Annotated in this window: 18 protein-coding genes; 8 read left to right on the forward strand and 10 right to left on the reverse strand. The window is 71.8% G+C overall.

The genetic code is table 11. The annotated features are described in order from the left end of the window. Positions 1–71 precede the first annotated feature (71 nt). Positions 72–362, forward strand: coding sequence for an SCP2 sterol-binding domain-containing protein (locus D3P35_RS13995; RefSeq protein ID WP_118135359.1), 291 nt, complete (start codon positions 72–74; stop codon positions 360–362). A gap of 5 nt (positions 363–367) precedes the next feature. Continuing rightward, positions 368–1,342 carry an alpha/beta fold hydrolase gene (locus tag D3P35_RS14000; protein ID WP_157982152.1) on the forward strand — a complete coding sequence of 325 codons (975 nt, stop codon included), beginning with the start codon at positions 368–370 and terminating at the stop codon, positions 1,340–1,342. 75 nt (positions 1,343–1,417) lie between these two features. Here D3P35_RS14000 and hisN read toward each other — a convergent pair whose 3' ends face one another. The 4 genes from hisN to D3P35_RS14020 form a co-directional block, all read right to left on the reverse strand. Then, entirely contained in the window at positions 1,418–2,239 is an 822-nt protein-coding gene (hisN, locus tag D3P35_RS14005; protein WP_118135361.1) for a histidinol-phosphatase, read from the reverse strand. 106 nt (positions 2,240–2,345) lie between these two features. Beyond that, positions 2,346–2,735 carry a helix-turn-helix domain-containing protein gene (locus D3P35_RS14010; protein WP_118135362.1) on the reverse strand — a complete coding sequence of 130 codons (390 nt, stop codon included), beginning with the start codon at positions 2,733–2,735 and terminating at the stop codon, positions 2,346–2,348. Positions 2,736–3,013: 278 nt separating this feature from the next. After that, positions 3,014–4,834 carry a translational GTPase TypA gene (gene typA, locus D3P35_RS14015; protein ID WP_118135363.1) on the reverse strand — a complete coding sequence of 607 codons (1,821 nt, stop codon included), beginning with the start codon at positions 4,832–4,834 and terminating at the stop codon, positions 3,014–3,016. A 229-nt stretch (positions 4,835–5,063) separates the two neighbouring features. Continuing rightward, complete coding sequence (locus tag D3P35_RS14020) at positions 5,064–6,113, reverse strand: DUF2332 domain-containing protein (protein ID WP_118135364.1); 1,050 nt, start codon at positions 6,111–6,113, stop codon at positions 5,064–5,066. Positions 6,114–6,182: 69 nt separating this feature from the next. On the opposite strand from D3P35_RS14020, the gene D3P35_RS14025 reads away from it, so the two are divergent. Next, positions 6,183–7,154: an NADPH:quinone oxidoreductase family protein gene (locus tag D3P35_RS14025; protein WP_118135365.1), complete on the forward strand. Its 972-nt coding sequence runs from the start codon at positions 6,183–6,185 to the stop codon at positions 7,152–7,154. A 181-nt stretch (positions 7,155–7,335) separates the two neighbouring features. Here the strand turns inward: D3P35_RS14025 and D3P35_RS14030 are convergent, their stop codons facing one another. Beyond that, positions 7,336–8,208 carry a LysR family transcriptional regulator gene (locus D3P35_RS14030; protein WP_118135366.1) on the reverse strand — a complete coding sequence of 291 codons (873 nt, stop codon included), beginning with the start codon at positions 8,206–8,208 and terminating at the stop codon, positions 7,336–7,338. A gap of 145 nt (positions 8,209–8,353) precedes the next feature. Here D3P35_RS14030 and D3P35_RS14035 point away from each other — a divergent pair, with 145 nt between their 5' ends. Beyond that, on the forward strand, positions 8,354–8,578 hold the full coding sequence (locus D3P35_RS14035) for a DUF1127 domain-containing protein (RefSeq protein WP_118135367.1): 225 nt from the start codon (positions 8,354–8,356) through the stop codon (positions 8,576–8,578). Here D3P35_RS14035 and thpR read toward each other — a convergent pair. Both thpR and D3P35_RS14045 read right to left on the reverse strand, forming a co-directional pair. Further along, positions 8,572–9,114, reverse strand: a complete 543-nt coding sequence (thpR, locus tag D3P35_RS14040; RefSeq protein WP_118135368.1) for an RNA 2',3'-cyclic phosphodiesterase — start codon at positions 9,112–9,114, stop codon at positions 8,572–8,574. The genes D3P35_RS14035 and thpR overlap by 7 nt on opposite strands. A gap of 75 nt (positions 9,115–9,189) precedes the next feature. Continuing rightward, positions 9,190–9,915: an arylesterase gene (locus D3P35_RS14045; RefSeq protein ID WP_118135369.1), complete on the reverse strand. Its 726-nt coding sequence runs from the start codon at positions 9,913–9,915 to the stop codon at positions 9,190–9,192. Between D3P35_RS14045 and D3P35_RS14050 the strand changes: the two genes are divergently transcribed. The 4 genes from D3P35_RS14050 to D3P35_RS14065 all read left to right on the forward strand — a co-directional run bounded on the left by D3P35_RS14050 (position 9,914) and on the right by D3P35_RS14065 (position 15,316). Continuing rightward, complete coding sequence (locus D3P35_RS14050; RefSeq protein ID WP_118135370.1) at positions 9,914–10,645, forward strand: ABC transporter ATP-binding protein; 732 nt, start codon at positions 9,914–9,916, stop codon at positions 10,643–10,645. The genes D3P35_RS14045 and D3P35_RS14050 overlap by 2 nt on opposite strands. Continuing rightward, positions 10,642–13,185, forward strand: coding sequence for an ABC transporter permease (locus D3P35_RS14055; protein WP_118135371.1), 2,544 nt, complete (start codon positions 10,642–10,644; stop codon positions 13,183–13,185). The genes D3P35_RS14050 and D3P35_RS14055 overlap by 4 nt, the downstream gene beginning before the upstream one ends. Before the next feature lie 228 nt (positions 13,186–13,413). Next, positions 13,414–14,208: a Bax inhibitor-1/YccA family protein gene (locus D3P35_RS14060; RefSeq protein WP_118135372.1), complete on the forward strand. Its 795-nt coding sequence runs from the start codon at positions 13,414–13,416 to the stop codon at positions 14,206–14,208. An 85-nt stretch (positions 14,209–14,293) separates the two neighbouring features. After that, complete coding sequence (locus D3P35_RS14065) at positions 14,294–15,316, forward strand: hypothetical protein (RefSeq protein ID WP_118135373.1); 1,023 nt, start codon at positions 14,294–14,296, stop codon at positions 15,314–15,316. Positions 15,317–15,395: 79 nt separating this feature from the next. Here D3P35_RS14065 and rpmG read toward each other — a convergent pair whose 3' ends face one another. From rpmG to D3P35_RS14080, 3 genes are all read right to left on the reverse strand, one after another. Then, a complete protein-coding gene (gene rpmG / locus D3P35_RS14070; protein ID WP_118135374.1) occupies positions 15,396–15,563 on the reverse strand; it encodes a 50S ribosomal protein L33 in 168 nt (55 codons plus the stop codon). A gap of 143 nt (positions 15,564–15,706) precedes the next feature. Continuing rightward, positions 15,707–16,885, reverse strand: coding sequence for an MFS transporter (locus D3P35_RS14075; protein WP_118135375.1), 1,179 nt, complete (start codon positions 16,883–16,885; stop codon positions 15,707–15,709). Next, positions 16,857–17,573 (reverse strand): NUDIX hydrolase, encoded by a 717-nt coding sequence (locus tag D3P35_RS14080; protein ID WP_118135376.1) that lies wholly within the window; start codon positions 17,571–17,573, stop codon positions 16,857–16,859. Before D3P35_RS14080 ends, D3P35_RS14075 begins: the two co-directional genes overlap by 29 nt. Positions 17,574–17,576: the final 3 nt, after the last annotated feature.

The raw sequence follows: 17,576 nt of genomic DNA on the forward strand, positions 1-17,576 counted from the left end.
CCTAGATTACCAGCCGCTGTGAATAAATCGAGAGGCTGGCGCGCGCCGGCCCTCACAAAGCGGAGAGCAGGATGAGTGAAATGGTCAAGGCCGGCGTGAAAGCCCTGCGGCAGAAGGTCGGGGACCGCAAGTTCGACGGATCGGCGAAGTTCGTCATCCGCGACGAGGGCTCGATCCGGATCGACGAGAACGGCGTCACCATCGATGATTCGGAGGCGGACGTGACGCTCACCGCCAGCGTGGAGACCTTCCGCGGCATCATCGAGGGTAAGGTGAAACCGGCCACCGCCTTCATGACCGGCAAGCTGAAGGTGGACGGCTCGATGGGCACGGCGATGAAGCTCGCCGGGCTGCTTGGCTGAGCCTCTTGGCCGAGGACGCCCCCTTCAACGCCGCCCTCGCAGAGGCGCCGGAGGGCACCCGGGCGCTCTACGTGCGCGCGCCGGGCTTCGGCTGGCCGCGCCCGCCGGGCAGCACCGTGCGGCTGCGCTTCGCGCTCACCCCGCCGGGGGCGCGCGGCACGGCGCTGATCTTTCCCGGCCGCACCGAGTATGCGGAGAAATACGGGCGGGTGATGAGCGCGCTCGCCGGCCGCGGCTATGGCTCGGTGGTGATCGACTGGCGGGGCCAGGGCCTCTCCACCCGGCCGCGCGGGCGCACCGACCTTGGCCATGTGGCGAATTTCGCCGCCTACCAGGCCGATCTCGCCGCGGTGCTGGCCGCACCCGAGGTGGCCGCCCTGCCCGGGCCGCGGCTGCTCTTCGCCCATTCCATGGGCGGCTGCATCGCGCTGCGGGCGCTGCTCTCCGGGCTCGAGGTGCAGGCGGCGGTGATCTCGGCGCCGATGTGGGGGTTCGATCTTTCCGAGACGGCGGGCCGCAGCGCGCGGCTTGCGGCGCGGATCGTCACCCGCATCGGCCTCGGCCGCTGGCACCTGCGCGGCGGCGACCGCGGCTACTACGCCGCCACCGAGCCCTTCGAGGGCAACGTGCTCACCTCCGACGCCGCACATTACGAGTGGATGCGCGGCCATCTCGCGGCGCATCCGGAGCTGGGCCTCGGCGGCCCGAGCTGGCGCTGGCTGCACGAGGCCTTCCGCGAGATCGACGCGCTCGCCCCGAAGGACACACCCCCGGTGCCCCTGCTCACCCTGCTCGGGAGCGACGAGCAGGTGGTCTCGCCCGAAGCGATCCGCGAGCGCATGGCCCGCAGCCCCTCGGGCCGTCTGCTGGAGCTCGAGGGCGGGCGCCACGAGACCTGGATGGAACGCCCCGAGCTGCAGGAGATCGCCTGGGCCGAGACCGACCGGCTGCTGCGCGCACAGGGCCTGCTGCCGGGCTGAGGGAATCGCGTGCCCGCGCGGCAGGGGCCCGGCCGCTCACGGCAAGAGAGAACCGGCCGGCGCGGGCGGGGCCGTTCAGGCGCGGGAGAGCAATTCCAGCGCCGCGGCATGCACCCGCGCGTCGCCGGCGGCGAGGACGCGGCCGCCGCGGTGGGCCGGGCCGCCCTGCCAGTCGGTCACGATGCCGCCCGCGGCCTCGATCACGCCGATGGGGCCCTGCACGTCATAGGGCTGCAGCCCGGCCTCGATGACGAGATCCACCTGGCCGAGGGCGATGAGCGCGTAGGCGTAGCAGTCGAGCCCGTAGCGGGTGAGGCGCACGCGATCGCGCACCGCCTCGAAGCCGGCGCGCTCGGCCGGGGTGCCGACCTCGGGGAAGGTGGTGAACAGCGTGGCGGCGGCGAGCTCGGCGCAGGGCCGCACGCCGAGCGGGCGGGCAGCTCCGCCGCGCTCCATCCGCGCCGTGCCGAAACCGCCGATGAAGCGCTCGCCGGTCCAGGGCTGGTCGACGATGCCGAGCACCGGGCCCGCGCCCGCGTCGAGCCCGATCAGCACGCCCCAGCTCGGGCAGCCGGAGATGTAGGCGCGGGTGCCGTCGATCGGGTCGAGCACCCAGGTGAGGCCGCTGGTGCCGGGCCGCGTGCCGTGCTCCTCGCCCAGGATGCCGTCATCCGGGCGGCGGCGGGCGAGGATCTCGCGCATCGCGGCCTCGGCCTCGCGGTCGGCGGCGGTGACGGGGTCGAAGTGATCGTCGCGCTTGGTCTCGGCGGCGAGGCCGGCGGAGCGGAAATGGCGCAGCGTCGCCTCGCGGGCGGCATCGGCCAGGGCATGCGCGGTGTCGAGCAGCTCGGCCTGCAGGGCCGGGTCGGCGAGCGCCGCGGAAAGGTCGTCGGTCATGAAAAATCCCCGCAGCCGGTGAAGGCCCTCGGGGATTTCACATCGCAGACCGATGGTCAACGGGTTTGGCCGGGCGAAAGGGCCGCCCGGCCCGCGGTCAGCCGGCTCAGGCCGCGTCGCTGAGAACGCGGGCCAGCTCGAACAGGCGCTTCCGCTGCTCTTCCGGGATCGAGTAGTAGGAGCGCACCAGCTCGAGGGCTTCCTTGTCGGCCAGCAGGTCGCCACGGGCCACACCGGCCTCGGCCACCACCTCGGGCTGCTGCTCGACGATGTCCTCGCCGTTGGCACCTTCGAAGAAGAAGCTCACCGGCACATCGAGGGCGCTGGCGATGTCCCAGAGCCGGGACGCGCTGACGCGGTTCATGCCGGTCTCGTATTTCTGGATCTGCTGGAACTTGATGCCGATCAGGTCGCCGAGCTGCTGCTGGGTCATGCCCACCATCCAGCGACGGTGACGGATGCGCTTGCCAACGTGAACGTCCACACGATGTTTCATTCGGGTATCTCCAGGTTTCCGGTCAATGCCGCGCCAGGTGTCGGCTCTGATCATGACTATGCAGAAACCGTGCCAACTTCCGGAAACCCCCGTGCCAACTCGCCGTAAGCGTGAATCCGGGGTGTTTTTTTCGTCCGAAGGGCGTCAGACCGGGTTGCGGGCGCCGGGGCTTTGCAAAACGCCCAACTCACCCGGGAGATAATGTGCAGATTGGGAAATTCAATTCTAGGTAGTTTTGCAGAATGCAATGCATTCTGCAAAACTCTCGCATAAGGCGATCAGACGCTTTCCTTGCGCGCCTCCCGCTTGCGCTCGTGCGGGTCGAGGTAGCGCTTGCGGATGCGGATCGAGTTCGGCGTCACCTCGACGAGCTCGTCGTCGTTGATGTAGGCGATGGCCTGCTCGAGCGTGAGCCGGGTGGGGGTGGTGAGCGTCACCGCCTCGTCCTTGCCGGACGCGCGCATGTTGGTGAGCTTCTTGCCCTTCAGCGGGTTCACCTCGAGATCGTTGTCGCGGCTGTGCTCGCCGATCACCATGCCCTGGTAGACCTTCTCGCCGGAGGTGATGAAGAGCTTGCCGCGCTCCTCGAGGTTCCACAGCGCGTAGGCCACGCTGTCACCGTCCTCCATCGAGATCAGCACGCCGGCGCGGCGGCCGGGCAGCGCGCCCTTCCACTCGGTCCAGCCGTGGAACACGCGGTTGAGCACGCCGGTGCCGCGGGTGTCGGTGAGGAACTCGCCGTGGTAGCCGATGAGCCCGCGCGAGGGCACATGGGCCACGATGCGGGTCTTGCCGGCGCCGCCGGGGCCCATGGCCACCAGGTCGCCCTTGCGCAGGGCGAGCTTCTCGACGACCGTGCCGGAGTATTCCTCGTCGACGTCGATGGTCGCTTCCTCGACCGGCTCCATGCGGGTGCCGTTCTCCTCGCGGATGATCACGCGCGGGCGGGAGATGGAGAGCTCGAAGCCCTCGCGGCGCATGTTCTCGATCAGCACGCCCATCTGCAGCTCGCCGCGGCCGGACACCTCGAAGGCCTCGCCGCCCGGCGTGTCGGCCACGCGGATGGCGACGTTGGACTCCGCCTCGCGCAGCAGCCGGTCACGGATGACGCGGGACTGCACCTTGTCGCCGTCGCGGCCGGCGAGCGGGCTGTCGTTGATGCCGAAGGTCACGGTGATGGTGGGCGGGTCGATCGGCTGGGCCGGGATCGGGGTGTCCACCGAGGTGTCGCAGATCGTGTCGGCCACGGTGGGCTTCGTCATGCCGGCGAGGGCGACGATGTCACCCGCCTGCGCCTCGTCCACCGGCTGGCGGCCGAGGCCGCGGAAGGCGAGCACCTTGGAAATGCGGAAGCGCTCCACCTCCTCGCCCTTGCGGGAGAGGGCCTTCACGCTCATGCCCGGCTTCACGGTGCCGGTCTCGATGCGGCCGGTGAGGATGCGGCCCAGGAACGGGTCGGCCTCCAGCGTGGTGGCGAGCATGGAGAAGGGCTCGGAGGCATGCGCCTCCTGCTTCGGCGCGCCGACATGGGTCATCACCGTGTCGAACAGCGCGGAGAGGTCCTTGCGCGGGCCCTCGAGCTCGAGATCGGCCCAGCCGTTGCGGCCCGACGCGTAGAGGATCGGGAACTCGAGCTGCTCCTCGTTGGCGTCGAGCGCCACGAACAGGTCGAACACCTCGTCGAGCGCGCGGTCGGGCTCGGCATCGGGCTTGTCGACCTTGTTGAGCACCACGATCGGGCGCAGGCCGAGGGCGAGCGCCTTGGAGGTGACGAACTTGGTCTGCGGCATCGGGCCCTCGGCGGCATCGACGAGCAGGACGACCCCGTCGACCATCGACAGGATGCGCTCCACCTCGCCGCCGAAATCGGCGTGGCCGGGGGTGTCGACGATGTTGATGCGGTTGCCCTGCCACTCCACCGAGGTGCACTTGGCGAGAATGGTGATCCCGCGCTCGCGCTCGAGGTCGTTGCTGTCCATCGCGCGCTCGGTTACGGCGGCGTTGGCGCGATAGGTGCCGGACTGTTTCAGCAGTTCGTCGACGAGCGTGGTCTTGCCATGGTCAACGTGGGCGATGATCGCAATGTTGCGAAGCGTCATGACGGGCGTCCTGTAAGAGAGGGCCTGGGCGGCAGGCGTTGGCCCGGCCTTTAGGCGAATCGCGGCCCGAATGCCAGTGGGCAAATGCCGCATTGCCGCAAACTGTGCCCCGCGTGCAGCAGAAATCCACCCCGAATCCGCCGATCCGGGGCTTTCGAGACAGTTTCGTGGCGAAGAGGCACCGCCGGCGTGGCGGAGCGGACTCACTTGGCGGGCTCACTTGGCGGGCTCACCCCCGCGCCGGCCTCACCTGCAGCGCCCACTCCGCCCAGCGGCCGTGGAAATCGGCCCGGCCGAGCGCCCGCGTCTCGCCCCCGGGCCAGAGGGTGAGGCGGATGGCGGCGGAGCCGCGGTCCTCGTCGGCCTCCATCTCCAGCCAGGCGAGCGGCGCGGCCTCGGTGGCCGCGGCCCCGGCCTGCTCCATCGCGGCACGGATGCGCGCCTGCACGGGGGCGGGCATGTATTGCCACATGATGGAATGCATCAGCACCCGCACCGAGCCGGGCGGGCGCGGCGCGGCGAGCCGGCGCTCCACCCAGTCCGCGGCATCGGCCTCCTCCACCTGCCAGGGCGCCTCGGCGACAAGATCGAGCGCGCCCTCGGCCCGGGCCAGCCGGGCCGACTGGTCGGCCCAGACATAGGCGAGCAGCCGGGCGCGGGCGGCGGGGTCGCGCACCGGCACGGGCGCGCGGTCGCAGGCGGCGCGGGAGATCACCGCGAGCGGTGCCGCGGTGTCGGGCCATGTGCCGCGCCAGTCGCAGGCGATCTCCACCCGGGCACGGCCCCAGCGCCCGGCGGCGCCGAGATCGTAGGAATAGCGGTCGAGCGCGAGGTTCAGCCCGGCGCTGGCGCCGATCTCCAGCAGTTCCAGCGGCCGGCGGGTGCGGCGGGTGATCTCCATCAGCCCGCCCAGCAGCACGCCCGAGCGCGCCACCTCGTTGGTCTGCGGCGCGCTGTCGAGCCAGGGCAGCAGGAAGGCCTGGTGATCGGCGAAGGCCTCGGCCAGCCCGGCCTCCAGCGGGCCCTCCCCCGGCGGGTAGGCGGCGGTGAGGGCCGGCGCGCGCCCCTCGCGCGCCAGCGCATGCAGCCCGCCGCACAGGCGCAGGGCCAGCGCGTCGGCCACCGGCTCGCCCGGCCAGCCGGCCACGCGGGCACGCAGTTCGCCCTCCAGCGCCGCGGGCAGGGCCCGGCACAGGCGCGCGGTGAACGGGGAGCCGAGAGCGTCGCAGGCCTGGGCCTGCCTCTCGAACGCCTCCCCCACAGGTGTCGGCAATGTCACGTGATGCTCCCCATAAGTCCCCCGATCCAGTTAACTGTCAAAAACCGTTCAAGACCAGAGGAGGATTCCATGCAGAGCGCGAGACTGCACGCCCTGGGCGAGGCCCTGCGCCTCGACACCCTGCCCGCCCCGCGGCCCGGGCCCGGAGAGGCGCTGGTGCGGGTGCATGCCTGCGGGGTGAACTTCGCCGACACGCTGATGGTGAAGGGGCGCTACCAGGAGAAGCCGGCGCTGCCCTTCGCCCCTGGCATGGAGGTGGCGGGCGAGGTGCTGGCGCTCGGCGAGGGCGCCGCCGGCCCGGCGCCGGGCACACGGGTGGCGGGGATGACGGGCCATGGCGGCTTCGCCGAGGAGATCGTGCTGCCGGCCACCGGGCTCACCCCCCTTCCGGAGGCGATGCCGATGGTGGAGGCGGCGGGGTTCATCGTGGCTTATGGCACCTCGCATCTCGCCCTCGGGCACCGCGCCCGGCTGCAGCCCGGCGAGCGGCTGCTGGTGCTGGGGGCGGCGGGGGGCATCGGGCTCACGGCGGTGAAGATCGGCAAGCTGATGGGGGCCGAGGTGATCGCCTGCGCGCGCGGGGCCGACAGGCTGGCCGTGGCGAAGGCCCGCGGCGCCGACCACGTGATCGACAGCGAGAAGGGAGACCTGCGCGCGCGGGTGAAGGCGCTCGGCGGCGCCGACGTGGTGTATGACCCCGTGGGCGGCGCGCTGTTCTCCGAGGCGCTGAGGGCCTGCAACCCGGAGGCGCGGGTGCTGCCGCTGGGCTTTGCCTCCGGCGAGGTCCCGCAGATCCCGGCCAACATCCTGCTGGTGAAGAACATCGACGTGATCGGCTTCTACTGGGGCGGCTACACCCGCTTCCGCCCCGAGCTGCTGGCGCAGAGCACCGCCACGCTGTTCGGCTGGTGCGCGGAAGGCCGGCTCACGCCGCACATCTCGAACCGCGTGCCGCTGGCGCAGGCCGACGCCGCCCTCGCCCTGCTGGCGGAGCGCAAGGCGACCGGCAAGGTGGTGGTCACCATGCCCTGCTGCGCCTGAGCCCCTGCGGGGCGGCGCCTGTCGGGCACCGCTCACCCTCTGGCCGCCTGAAGTGGGCCGCCTGTGGGCCAGCCCCCTGAGGGTGCGACACCTGCCGGGCCGCCATTCATGAAAGTGCCGCCTGTCGGGCGGCTTCTTGACGGTGCGCCGCCTACTGGGCGGCTTCTTGAAGGTGCGCCGCCTACTGGGCGGCGACGGCGGAGGCGCCGCGGTAGGCGTCGCGGATCATGCCGGCGAGGGCCTGTGCCGCGCCCGAATCCGGACCCGAGGCGGCATACATGTTCACCCGCACGTCCGGCAGGTCGGGCAGCATGCCGTTGTGGCGGATGCGCTCGAAATAGGGCGGCAGGTTGGTGTCGATGCAGGTATGCACCGCGAGATCGGCCGAAACCGCCGCCTCCACCGAGCGAGTGTTGTCGGAGTTCACCGCCATCTCCCAGTCGATGCCGGCGGAATCGAGCGCGTTCTGCGTGGCGGCGCGGAAGATGCAGATGTTCTCGAAGGCGAGCCGCAGCGGCCGGGTGCGCCAGCTCGAGCCGCCCGGCGCCCCCACCCAGACGAGGCGCGGCGAATCCAGCGTCTCGCCGCCGGCGTCGAGCACATCCTCCGTGGTGAGGATCACGTCGATCTCCCCGGCCTGGAAGCGGCGCTTGAGCTTGCGGGTGTAGCTCGAATCAAGCGTCACCCGCACCCGGGGAAAGGCGTGGTGGAAACGGTGCAGCACCTCCGGAATATAGGGGTAGACGATGTCATGCGGCACGCCCAGGCGCACCTCGCCGGAATAGGCGGTGTCGGTCATCCGGGCCCAGACCTCGTCGTTGAGCTCGAGGATGCGCTTGCCGAAGGACAGGAGCTGTTCGCCCTGAAGGGTGAGCGTGACCCCCCTGCCCGAGCGGTCGAGCAGCGGCTGGCCGAGCATTTCCTCGAGACGTTTCAACTGCATGGACACCGCCGACTGGGTGAGGTGCAGCCGCGCCGCGGCGCGGGTGACACCACCCGTTTCCGCCACCATCACGAAGGAGCGCAGGGCCGTCATGTCGATGTTGCGTGCCATTGTCCGGAACCTCCCGCGAGTCATCATCGTCGATGATGTGTGATCAAACTAACATTCATTTCCGATTTCATGCGCCATAACCCATATACATCAATGTCAGTGATGGCATCAACATTTGAAATCAGAATACGGAATGAGTCATATCATGAACACGACATCTCTCTCCGCGCGCCGCCACGCCGGGCGCCAGAGCCGCCACGCAACGCGCTGGTCGTTCTTCGGCCTGCTGCGGGCCTGGATCGACACCGCGGCCCAGCGCCGGCACCTCGCCGAGCTGGACGACCGCATGCTGGAGGACATCGGGGTCACCCGCGACACCGCGAAGGCGGAGGCGGCGCGGCGCTTCTGGGACCTCCCGCGCAGCTACTGAGTGAATGGGTAACGCACCAGCTCCGTGTAGACGGAGCCAGACCGGCCGAGATCCGAGCGATAGAGACAGAAGCTCTCCGCGCTCCAGGGTCCGGCGGAAAAACCGGCCCGGGCCGCGATCCAGCGGACCAGATCGGCGCCTCCCCCCTCTCCCGGGCGGAACCGCGCCAGAGTGACATGCGGGATGAACCGCGCGTGACGCTTCGTGCGTCCTGCGGCCCGGGCCACCGACGCAACCTTGCCTTCCAGCCGGCTCAGCACCGGGTCGGCGCCCAGAGCCGCGTGCAGCAGGCGCGGCTTGTCGCCGCCGAAGATGCCGAGGCCGCCGAATTCCAGCGTCGCCGCCTCCGGCAGGCGGATCTCGTCGAGGCCGAGGTAGATCTCCTCCGCGACATGCCGGTCGCATTCGCCGAAAAACCCCAGCGTGACGTGATAGTTGTCCGAGGGCTCGGGCCGCCCGGCGGGCAGGCCGGCGGTGAGATGTTCGAGACGTTCGACCGCGGCCTCGGGCAGCGGTATGGCAGCGAAAAGTCGCATCCTGTCAGCCCGGCTCACGGGGCCGGGCGCCTGCCGGCGGGCGCCGGTGAGGGGGAGCGCGCGCCGTGGGGGGCCTCAGTGCGCCGCCGCCCGCACCAGCTCCAGAACGGCCGGGCCGATATCGGCGACGATACGGTTCACACCCTCGGCATTGGGGTGGATGTTGTCAACCTGCATGAGCCCGCGCGCGGCCGAGAGGTCGTCTCCCGCGCCCAGCCCCTGCAGGAAGAACGGGTAGAGGGCGGCGCCATGCGCCTCGGCCAGCTCGGGGTAGATGGCGTCGAAATCCGCCTGGTACTCGGGGCCGAAATTGCCCGGCGCGCGCATGCCCACCAGCAGGGCCGGCAGGCCGGCATCGTCGATCTTCGCGAGGATGCCGCCGAGGTTGGCCCGGCTCACCGCGGGGTCGATGCCGCGCAGCAGGTCGTTGCCGCCCAGCGCCACGATCACCGCGTCCACCTCCGGTGTCAGCGTCCAGTCGATGCGGGCGAGGCCGCCGGCCGTGGTGTCGCCCGAGACCCCGGCATTCACCAGCGTCACCGGCACGTCGGAGTGTTCGTCGAGCCAGGCCTGCAGCCGGGGCACGAAGCCCTGGGCCTCCGGCAGCCCGTAGCCCTGCGTGAGCGAATCGCCAAGCGCCGCCACGGTCACCGTGCCGTCATCCGCGCCGCCCTGCGCCGCCGCGAGGCCCGGCAGGCCCAGCCCGAGGGCGAGACAGAGCGTCGCTGCGCGCTTGCGCAGGCCCGCGCCGCCCCCATATCGCAGTGCAGCGCCGAGACGACGGAGACCAGTAACCGCCATGCCGACGACCGCAGACCCCGCCGCCCCGCTCCCCGGGAAACCTCTCATCGAGCTCGGTTCCGTCACCCTCAGCCTGTCCGGCAATGCCGGACGCGTCGACATCCTGAAGGGCATCGACCTGACGGTGAAACGCGGCGAGACGGTGGGGCTGATCGGGCCGTCCGGGTCGGGCAAGAGCTCTCTCCTCATGGTCATGGGCGGGCTGGAGCGGGCCAGCTCGGGCAGCGTGCGCGCCCTCGGCCAGGATCTCACCGCCCTGAACGAGGATGCGCTGGCGCGCTTCCGCCGCGATCATATGGGGGTGGTTTTCCAGTCTTTCCACCTGATCCCCACCATGACGGCGCTCGAGAATGTCGCAACCCCGCTGGAGCTCGCGGGCGACCGGAACGCCTTCGACAAGGCGGCGGAGGAGCTGCGCGCCGTGGGCCTGGGCGCCCGGCTCGACCATTACCCGGCGCAGATGTCGGGCGGCGAGCAGCAGCGCGTGGCGCTGGCCCGCGCCGCCGCCCCGCGCCCGGACATCCTGCTGGCCGACGAGCCCACCGGCAATCTCGACGGCAGCACCGGCGAGGCGATCATGGACATGCTCTTCGGCCTGCGCGACCGCGGCGCCACCCTCGTGCTCGTCACCCACGCGCCCGAGCTCGCGGCGCGCTGCGACCGGGTGGTGGGCCTGCGCGACGGCGAGATCGACCCCGAGACAGCCGCCAGCGCCGAGGCGGCCCAGTGAGCCCGGCACTGCGCATCGCCCGCCGCGAGCTGCGCGGCGGGCTCTCCGGGTTCCGCGTCTTCCTCGCCTGCCTCGCCCTCGGCGTGGCGGCCATTGCCGCCGTGGGCTCGGTGCGCAGCGCCATCGACGCAGGCCTGCGCTCCGAGGGCGCGGCCATCCTCGGCGGTGACGCCGAGCTGCGCCTCACCTACCGCGCCGCCAGCCCGGAAGAGCGCGCCTTCATGGTCACCCGGGCCGAGGCGGTGTCGGAAGTGTTCGACTTCCGCTCCATGCTCACCGCCGAGACCGCGCCCGGCGAGCGCGAGCGCGCCCTCACCCAGGTGAAGGCGGTGGACGGGGCCTACCCGCTCTACGGCTCGGTGGGGCTGGAGCCGGCGATCCCGCTCGCCGAGGCCCTCGCCCCCGGGCCGCAAGGCCGCCCCGGCGCCGTTCTCGACCGCGCGCTGCTCGACCGGCTGGGGCTGTCCGTGGGTGACACGGTGCGCCTCGGCGCCACCGATTTCCGCATCGCCGCGGTGCTGACGCGGGAGCCCGATGCCGGCACCTCGGGCTTCAGCCTCGGGCCGCGCAGCATCGTGAGCCGGGCTGCGCTGGAGGGCAGCGGCCTGCTCGGCCCCGGCACGCTCTACGAGACCAACTACCGCCTGCGCCTGCCCCCCGGCACCGATCTCGCCGCCATGGAGGACGCGGTGCAGGAGGCCTTCCCCGACGCCGGCATCCGCTGGCGCGACCGGCGCAACGGCGCGCCGGGCATCCAGCGCTTCGTCGACCGGCTGGGCGCCTTCCTGGTGCTGGTGGGGCTCGCCTCGCTGGCGGTGGGGGGCGTGGGCATCTCGGCCGCGGTGCGCTCCTTCCTCGAGCGCAAGACCGACACCATCGCCACGCTCAAGACGCTGGGCGCCTCGGGCAACACCATCTTCGCCATCTACTTCCTGCAGATCGGGCTGCTCACGCTGGTGGGCATCGCCATCGGCCTCGCGCTCGGCGCCGGCATCCCCGCCGCCCTCGGGCCGCTGCTGGCCGACGAGCTGCCGGTGCCCGCCCTCTTCGACGTCTATGCCGCCCCCCTCGCGGAGGCCGCGCTCTACGGCGCGCTCACCGCGCTGATCTTCACCATCTGGCCGCTGGCGCGGGCGCGGGACATCCGCGCCGCCGGGCTGTTCCGCGACATGGCCGCCCCCGAGCGCCACCTGCCGGGCTGGCGCTATGTCGCCCTCGTGGCGGTGCTCACCGTGGCGCTGGTGGCGCTGGCCTGCCTGTTCTCCGGGCTCTGGGCGCTCACGCTCTGGGCGGCCTTCGGGGTGCTGGCAACGCTGCTGGTGCTGCTGGGGGCGGCCGCGCTCACCCGCCGCCTCGCGCGCGCCGCGGCGCGCAGCCGGGCGGTGCACGGCTGGCCGGGCCTGCGCCTCGCGCTGGCCGCCGTGGGCGGGCCGGGGGGCGAGACCGCGGGCGTGGTGCTCTCGCTCGGGCTCGGGCTCACCGTGCTCGCCGCGGTGGGGCAGATCGATTCGAACCTGCGCCAGGTCATCACCCGCGAGCTGCCGGACCGCGCGCCGGCCTATTTCTTCGTCGACATCCAGAACGACCAGATCGACGGCTTCCGCACCCGCGCCGAGGCCGAGCCCGGCGTGGAGCGCATGGACAGCGCGCCGATGCTGCGCGGCATCGTCACCCGGCTCAACGACATCCCCGCCGCCGAGGCCGAGATCAACCCCGACGCCGCCTGGGTGCTGCGCGGCGACCGCGGCGTGACCTATGCCGACGCGCCGCCCGAGGGCAGCGTGATCACCGAGGGCAGCTGGTGGGCGGAGGACTATTCCGGCCCGCCGCTGGTGAGCTTCTCCGACGAGGAGGGCCGCGAACTGGGCCTGAGCATCGGCGACACGATCACCGTGAACGTGCTGGGCCGCGACATCACCGCCGAGGTGGCGAACTTCCGCACCGTGGACTTCCGCTCCATGGGCATCAACTTCCTGATGGTGTTCAACCCCGGCGCCCTCGCCGGCGCGCCGCACACCCATCTCGCCACCGTCTACGCGACGCCCGAGGCCGAGGCGCCGCTGCTGCGCGACCTGGCCGACGCCTATCCCAACATCACCGCCATCCGGGTGCGCGACGCCATCGCGCGGGTGACGGCGGCCCTGGGCGAGCTCTCCCGCGCCACGCGCTGGGGGGCGGCGGCGGTGCTGCTCACCGGCTTCACCGTGCTCATCGGTGCGGCGGCGGCGGGCGAGCGGCGGCGGGTGTTCGAATCCGCCGTGCTCAAGACGCTCGGCGCCTCGCGCGGGCGCATCCTCGGCAGCTTCGCGATGCGCGCCGGCCTGCTGGGGGCTGCGGCCGGCATCGTGGCCGTGGCGGCGGGCGGGCTCGCCGGCTGGGCGGTGATGGTGTTCGTGATGGATTCGGGCTATGTTTTCGAACCGGTCTCGGCGGTGGGCATCGTCGCGGGCGGGGCGCTCGCCAGCCTGCTCGCGGGCCTGGGCTTCGCGCTGCGGCCGCTGGCCGCCCGTCCCGCACGCGTGCTGCGCGCGCGGGACTGAGAGGGGTTGTTCCGGAACGGGACAGTTACCCGGGCCTGCCGCGCTGCAGCACGGCCCGGATCGCGCAAACCCACGAAATCGTGGCCACAAATCGGGCCGGAATGGCGCTTGTGTCACACCCGGGGTTCTTGATTTCGCCCCCCCGAAGCCCGACATTGGGAGGCGGCCCGCGCCTGCGGGTCAATTCGACACCAGACAGACACCAGTCAACCAAAAAGGGAGTGCCGAATGGCTCAGTTTGAAACGATCCGGCGGACAACTGCCGGGGTGCAGTCCGCGGAAATCGACGCGGGCCTGCGCGCACACATGAACAAGGTCTATGGCCTGATGGCCATCGCCATGGTGATCACCGGCGTCATCGCCTACATCGTCGGCACCGACGCCGCGGTGGTCATCAACGCGATGAAGCAGGGCATCGACCCCGCCTCGGTCCAGACCTCGGTCATCCCCTCCTCGGTGATCGCGGCGCTGTTCTTCTCGCCGCTGAAATGGGTGATCATGTTCGCCCCGCTCGCGGTGGTCTTCGCCTTCGGCGCCATGCTCAACCGCATGTCCACCTCCACCGCCACGATGGTGTTCTACGGCTTCGCGGCGCTGATGGGCCTGTCGATCTCGTGGATCTTCGCGGCCTTCACCGGCATCTCGATCGCGCAGACCTTCTTCGTGACCGCGATCGCCTTCGCCGGCCTGTCGCTCTACGGCTACACCACCAAGCGCGACCTGTCGGGCATGGGCGCCTTCCTGGTGATGGGCGTGATCGGCATCCTCGTGGCGTCGATCATCAACATCTGGCTGGCCTCGCCGGGCCTGCATTTCGCCATCTCGATCATCGGCGTGCTGCTCTTCGCGGGCCTCACCGCCTTCGACACGCAGAACATCAAGAACTCCTACCTGCAGGTGCGCACCCAGCCGGGTGGCGAGGCCGTGGCCGAGAAGATGGCCATCTCCGGCGCGCTGAACCTCTACCTGGACTTCCTGAACATGTTCATGTTCCTGCTGCAGTTCCTCGGCAACCGCGAGTGATCGCGCCGCACTGCTGAAGACACGCGAGGGCCGGGGGGCACTTCCCCGGCCCTTTTCCGTTTGCCTGCCCCGCCGGAGACTGCCGATGCCCTCAGCCCGGGCCCTTCTCACCCTGCTCCTGTTCATCGCCTCCCTCGCCGCGGGCCACGCCCGGGCCGGGGAGCCGGTGGGCATGCGGCCGCTCGAGGTGCCGTCACCGGCGCGGGGCGCGCGCCTCGACGGCAGCCTGTGGTACCCGGCCGGGCCCGGCGGCACCCCGGGCGAGGCGGGCGGCACGCCGGTGTTCCGCGCCACCCCGGCCCGGCTCGGCGCGCCGCTGGCCGAGGGGCGCTTTCCGCTGGTGCTGGTCTCGCATGGCGGGCTGCGCTCGGCCCCGCACATGGCGGACTGGCTGGCGCGCGGCCTCGCGGCGGAGGGGATGATCGTCGCGGTCATCCGCCCGCCGGCGCCCGCGAGCGCCGAGGCGGCGCTGGCCGAGATCTGGCTGCGCCCGGACGACCTGCGCACCGCGCTCGACAGCCTGCTGGCCGACCCCGCCCTCGCGCCCCATGTCGACGAGAGCCGCATCGGCGCGGTGGGCCTGTTCCTCGGCGGCACCTCGGTGCTGGCGCTGGCGGGCGCGCGCCTCGACCCGGAGGGCCTGCGCGGCGCCTGCGACACGCCCGGCCGCGCGATGGACTGCGGCTGGTTCGCGGCGCAGGGGCTCGACCTGCATGCCGCCGAGCTCGGCCCGCTGGCGAAGGTGACACCCGAGCCGCGCCTGCGCGCCGGCGTGCTGGTCGACCCCGAGTTCGCCGCGCTGATGACCCCGGAGAGCCTGCGCGGCATCTCCCTGCCGCTCACCGCCATCAGCCTCGGCACGGCGGAGAGCCGGCCCCCGGCGCTCGACGCCACGCCGCTGCTGGGCCGCCTGCCCGGGCTCGACACCGTCACCCTGCCCGAGGCCGGGCGCTTCGACGCCTTCGCCCTCTGCACCCCGCGCGGCGCCGCCATCCTGGCCGAGGAGGAGCCCGACGCCCCGCTCTGCGCCTCGCACGGCCGGGCGGCGCATCACCGCATGCTGCTGGCCGAGGTGCTGGCCGGCCTGCGCCGCGGCCTCGGCAGCTGAGAGCCCCGGGAATCAAAACGGCGGCACCCGGAGGTACCGCCCTTCAAGTTTGATGCCCGAAGGCATCAACGAGGCGAGATCATTTGATCTTGCCTTCTTTGTACTCGACGTGCTTGCGCGCGACCGGGTCGTACTTCCGCACCGACATCTTCTCGGTCATGGTGCGGGAGTTCTTCTTGGTCACGTAGAAATGCCCGGTCCCCGCGGTGGAGTTCAGGCGGATCTTAACAGTGGTCGGTTTCGCCATTGTTCCGTCTCCTCAGGCCCCTGCGGGCACATCCAACATAGCGCGCACACGCGCTGATGCGCGACGGCACGAAAATTCCTGCGCGCCTAATTGCATCCCCGCCGGCGAGAGTCAAGCGCCACACGTGTTTTCCGGCGCCGGAGTCATGCCCCGCGCGACCGGCCCCGCCAGGCGAGCAGCGCGAGGTATATGCCCGCCAGCAGCGCCAGCCCCCAGGGCAGGCCGTGCGGGCCGGCAAGGTCCATCGCCTGGCCGAGGAAGGTGGGGGCCAGCAACGCGCCCAGCCCGTAGCCCACGATCACCGCGCCATTGGCGCGTGACAGCGCGTCGCCGCTGTAGCGCGCGCCGAACTCGGCCAGCGGCAGCACGTAGAGCCCGACCACCACGCCCCCGGCGAGCAGCAGAAGGCCGGTGAGCCCGGCCTCCCACCCCGCCCACAGCGGCATCAGCAGGCCGGTGGCAAGCGCGCCGGCCGCGCAGATCATCATCAGCACGCGGCGGGGGTAACGGTCGCTCGCGATGCCCATGGGCAGTTCCAGCAGCATGTTGCCCAGCGGCACCAGGGCGACGAGCGCGATGGCCAGCCCCTCCTCCAGCCCGATGCGCAGGCCCCAGACCGGCAGCAGTCCCAGCACGCCGAACTCGAAGACGGAGTAGAGCACCACGCCCCAGATCAGCGAGGGGTCGGTGCGGAAGAAGCGCAGCGTCTCCAGCACCCCGGCGGGCGAGGCGCCGAAATGCCGCGGCGCGTGGCGCGCGCCCGCGATCACCGGCAGCGCCGCCATGGCCATGATCAGCGCCGCCCAGAGGAAGGGCGGCCAGCCCTCGGTGCCCACCGCGTTGAGCAGCAGCGGGCCGGAGAGGAACCCGCCCGAGAGCACGAAGCCGTAGATGCCCAGCCACAGCCCGCGCCGGGCCGGCGGCGCGGCCGAGACGATCCACAGCTCGGAGCCGTAGAACAGTGCCGTGGCGCCGAGGCTGAAGCAGAACCGGGTGACGATCCAGCCGAAGTAGCTCTCCATCGCCCCCGCCAGCAGCAGGGTGGTGCTGCAGCAGGCCGCCGCGGCGCCCATCACCGGGATGAGCCCGGTGCGCGCGACGACCCGCGGCATCAGCAGCCCGCCGGCCAGCATCGCGATGGCGAGCGAGGAGGAGGACAGCCCGATGGCCAGGCCCGAGTATCCCTGCCGCTCCAGCAGCACCGCGAAGAGCGGATGGGTGAGCGAGATGCCGAAGCCGGCGAGGGTGACCGCGAGGATGGCGCAGAGCAGGCCGGTCGCGTGCCCCCCCGCCTCAGAGGGCGCGGAACCAGGAACGTTCATTGTCGTGATGGAAGAAGGGCGCCGGCCGGTCGGCCCCGCCCTCGCGCAGGATGGCGGAGACCTCGGCGAGCACGATCTCGGTGATGAAGGGCATCTCGAGCCGCCGGGCCTCGGCGAAGTCGAGCCAGGTGAGGTCGGAGAGCTCGTCCTCCGCGCCGGAGAAATCGTCCGGGTCGCCGGCGATCTCGGACGCGTCGACGAGGAAGAAGCGCGCGTCGAAGCGCCGGGGCCGGCCCTCGGGCGTCACGGCGCGGAAGATGAAGCGCAGCGCGTCGGTGGCCGGGCGCAGGCCGCGGGCGAGGAAGGGCTGCCAGGGCGCGGGGGCGGCATCGGCCAGCCCGCGGGCGCGCGCGTCGGCCCGGCCGAGGGCGAGGCCGGTCTCCTCGAACATCTCGCGCACCGCGGTGCGGGCCAGGGTCGCGCCCACGCCCTCGGGGGCGGCCTCGGCGAGGCGCCGGGCGGTCAGCGGGGCAAGCGGGGTTTCCACCGGCAGGGCGGTGTCGGCGGGGTCGATCGCGCCGCCGGGAAAGACGAACTTGCTCGGCATGAAGGCGGCCTTCGCGCCGCGCTTGCCCATCAGCAGCCGGGCCCGCCCGCCGTCACGCCGCACGATCACCACGCTCGCGGCGTCGCGGATGGCCGTCTTGTCCGGCAGGGCCGGGGCGGGCGTGTCTTCGGGGCTGGTCATGGG

It is taken from the genome of Oceanicella sp. SM1341, assembly GCF_003448965.1.
In the GTDB taxonomy this organism is placed as follows: Bacteria; Pseudomonadota; Alphaproteobacteria; order Rhodobacterales; family Rhodobacteraceae; genus Paroceanicella.

Bases quoted from the DNA above. Each gene is read 5' to 3' on its own strand.
- D3P35_RS14065 (WP_118135373.1), top strand. From the start codon at position 14,294: ATGCCCTCAGCCCGGGCCCTTCTCACCCTGCTCCTGTTCATCGCCTCC.
- D3P35_RS14075 (WP_118135375.1), bottom strand. From the start codon at position 16,885: ATGAACGTTCCTGGTTCCGCGCCCTCTGAGGCGGGGGGGCACGCGACC.
- thpR (WP_118135368.1), bottom strand. From the start codon at position 9,114: ATGCGACTTTTCGCTGCCATACCGCTGCCCGAGGCCGCGGTCGAACGT.
- hisN (WP_118135361.1), bottom strand. From the start codon at position 2,239: ATGACCGACGACCTTTCCGCGGCGCTCGCCGACCCGGCCCTGCAGGCC.
- D3P35_RS14050 (WP_118135370.1), top strand. From the start codon at position 9,914: ATGCCGACGACCGCAGACCCCGCCGCCCCGCTCCCCGGGAAACCTCTC.
- D3P35_RS14060 (WP_118135372.1), top strand. From the start codon at position 13,414: ATGGCTCAGTTTGAAACGATCCGGCGGACAACTGCCGGGGTGCAGTCC.
- D3P35_RS14010 (WP_118135362.1), bottom strand. From the start codon at position 2,735: ATGAAACATCGTGTGGACGTTCACGTTGGCAAGCGCATCCGTCACCGT.
- D3P35_RS14030 (WP_118135366.1), bottom strand. From the start codon at position 8,208: ATGGCACGCAACATCGACATGACGGCCCTGCGCTCCTTCGTGATGGTG.
- rpmG (WP_118135374.1), bottom strand. From the start codon at position 15,563: ATGGCGAAACCGACCACTGTTAAGATCCGCCTGAACTCCACCGCGGGG.
- D3P35_RS14025 (WP_118135365.1), top strand. From the start codon at position 6,183: ATGCAGAGCGCGAGACTGCACGCCCTGGGCGAGGCCCTGCGCCTCGAC.
- D3P35_RS14035 (WP_118135367.1), top strand. From the start codon at position 8,354: ATGAACACGACATCTCTCTCCGCGCGCCGCCACGCCGGGCGCCAGAGC.
- D3P35_RS14045 (WP_118135369.1), bottom strand. From the start codon at position 9,915: ATGGCGGTTACTGGTCTCCGTCGTCTCGGCGCTGCACTGCGATATGGG.
- D3P35_RS13995 (WP_118135359.1), top strand. From the start codon at position 72: ATGAGTGAAATGGTCAAGGCCGGCGTGAAAGCCCTGCGGCAGAAGGTC.
- typA (WP_118135363.1), bottom strand. From the start codon at position 4,834: ATGACGCTTCGCAACATTGCGATCATCGCCCACGTTGACCATGGCAAG.
- D3P35_RS14080 (WP_118135376.1), bottom strand. From the start codon at position 17,573: ATGACCAGCCCCGAAGACACGCCCGCCCCGGCCCTGCCGGACAAGACG.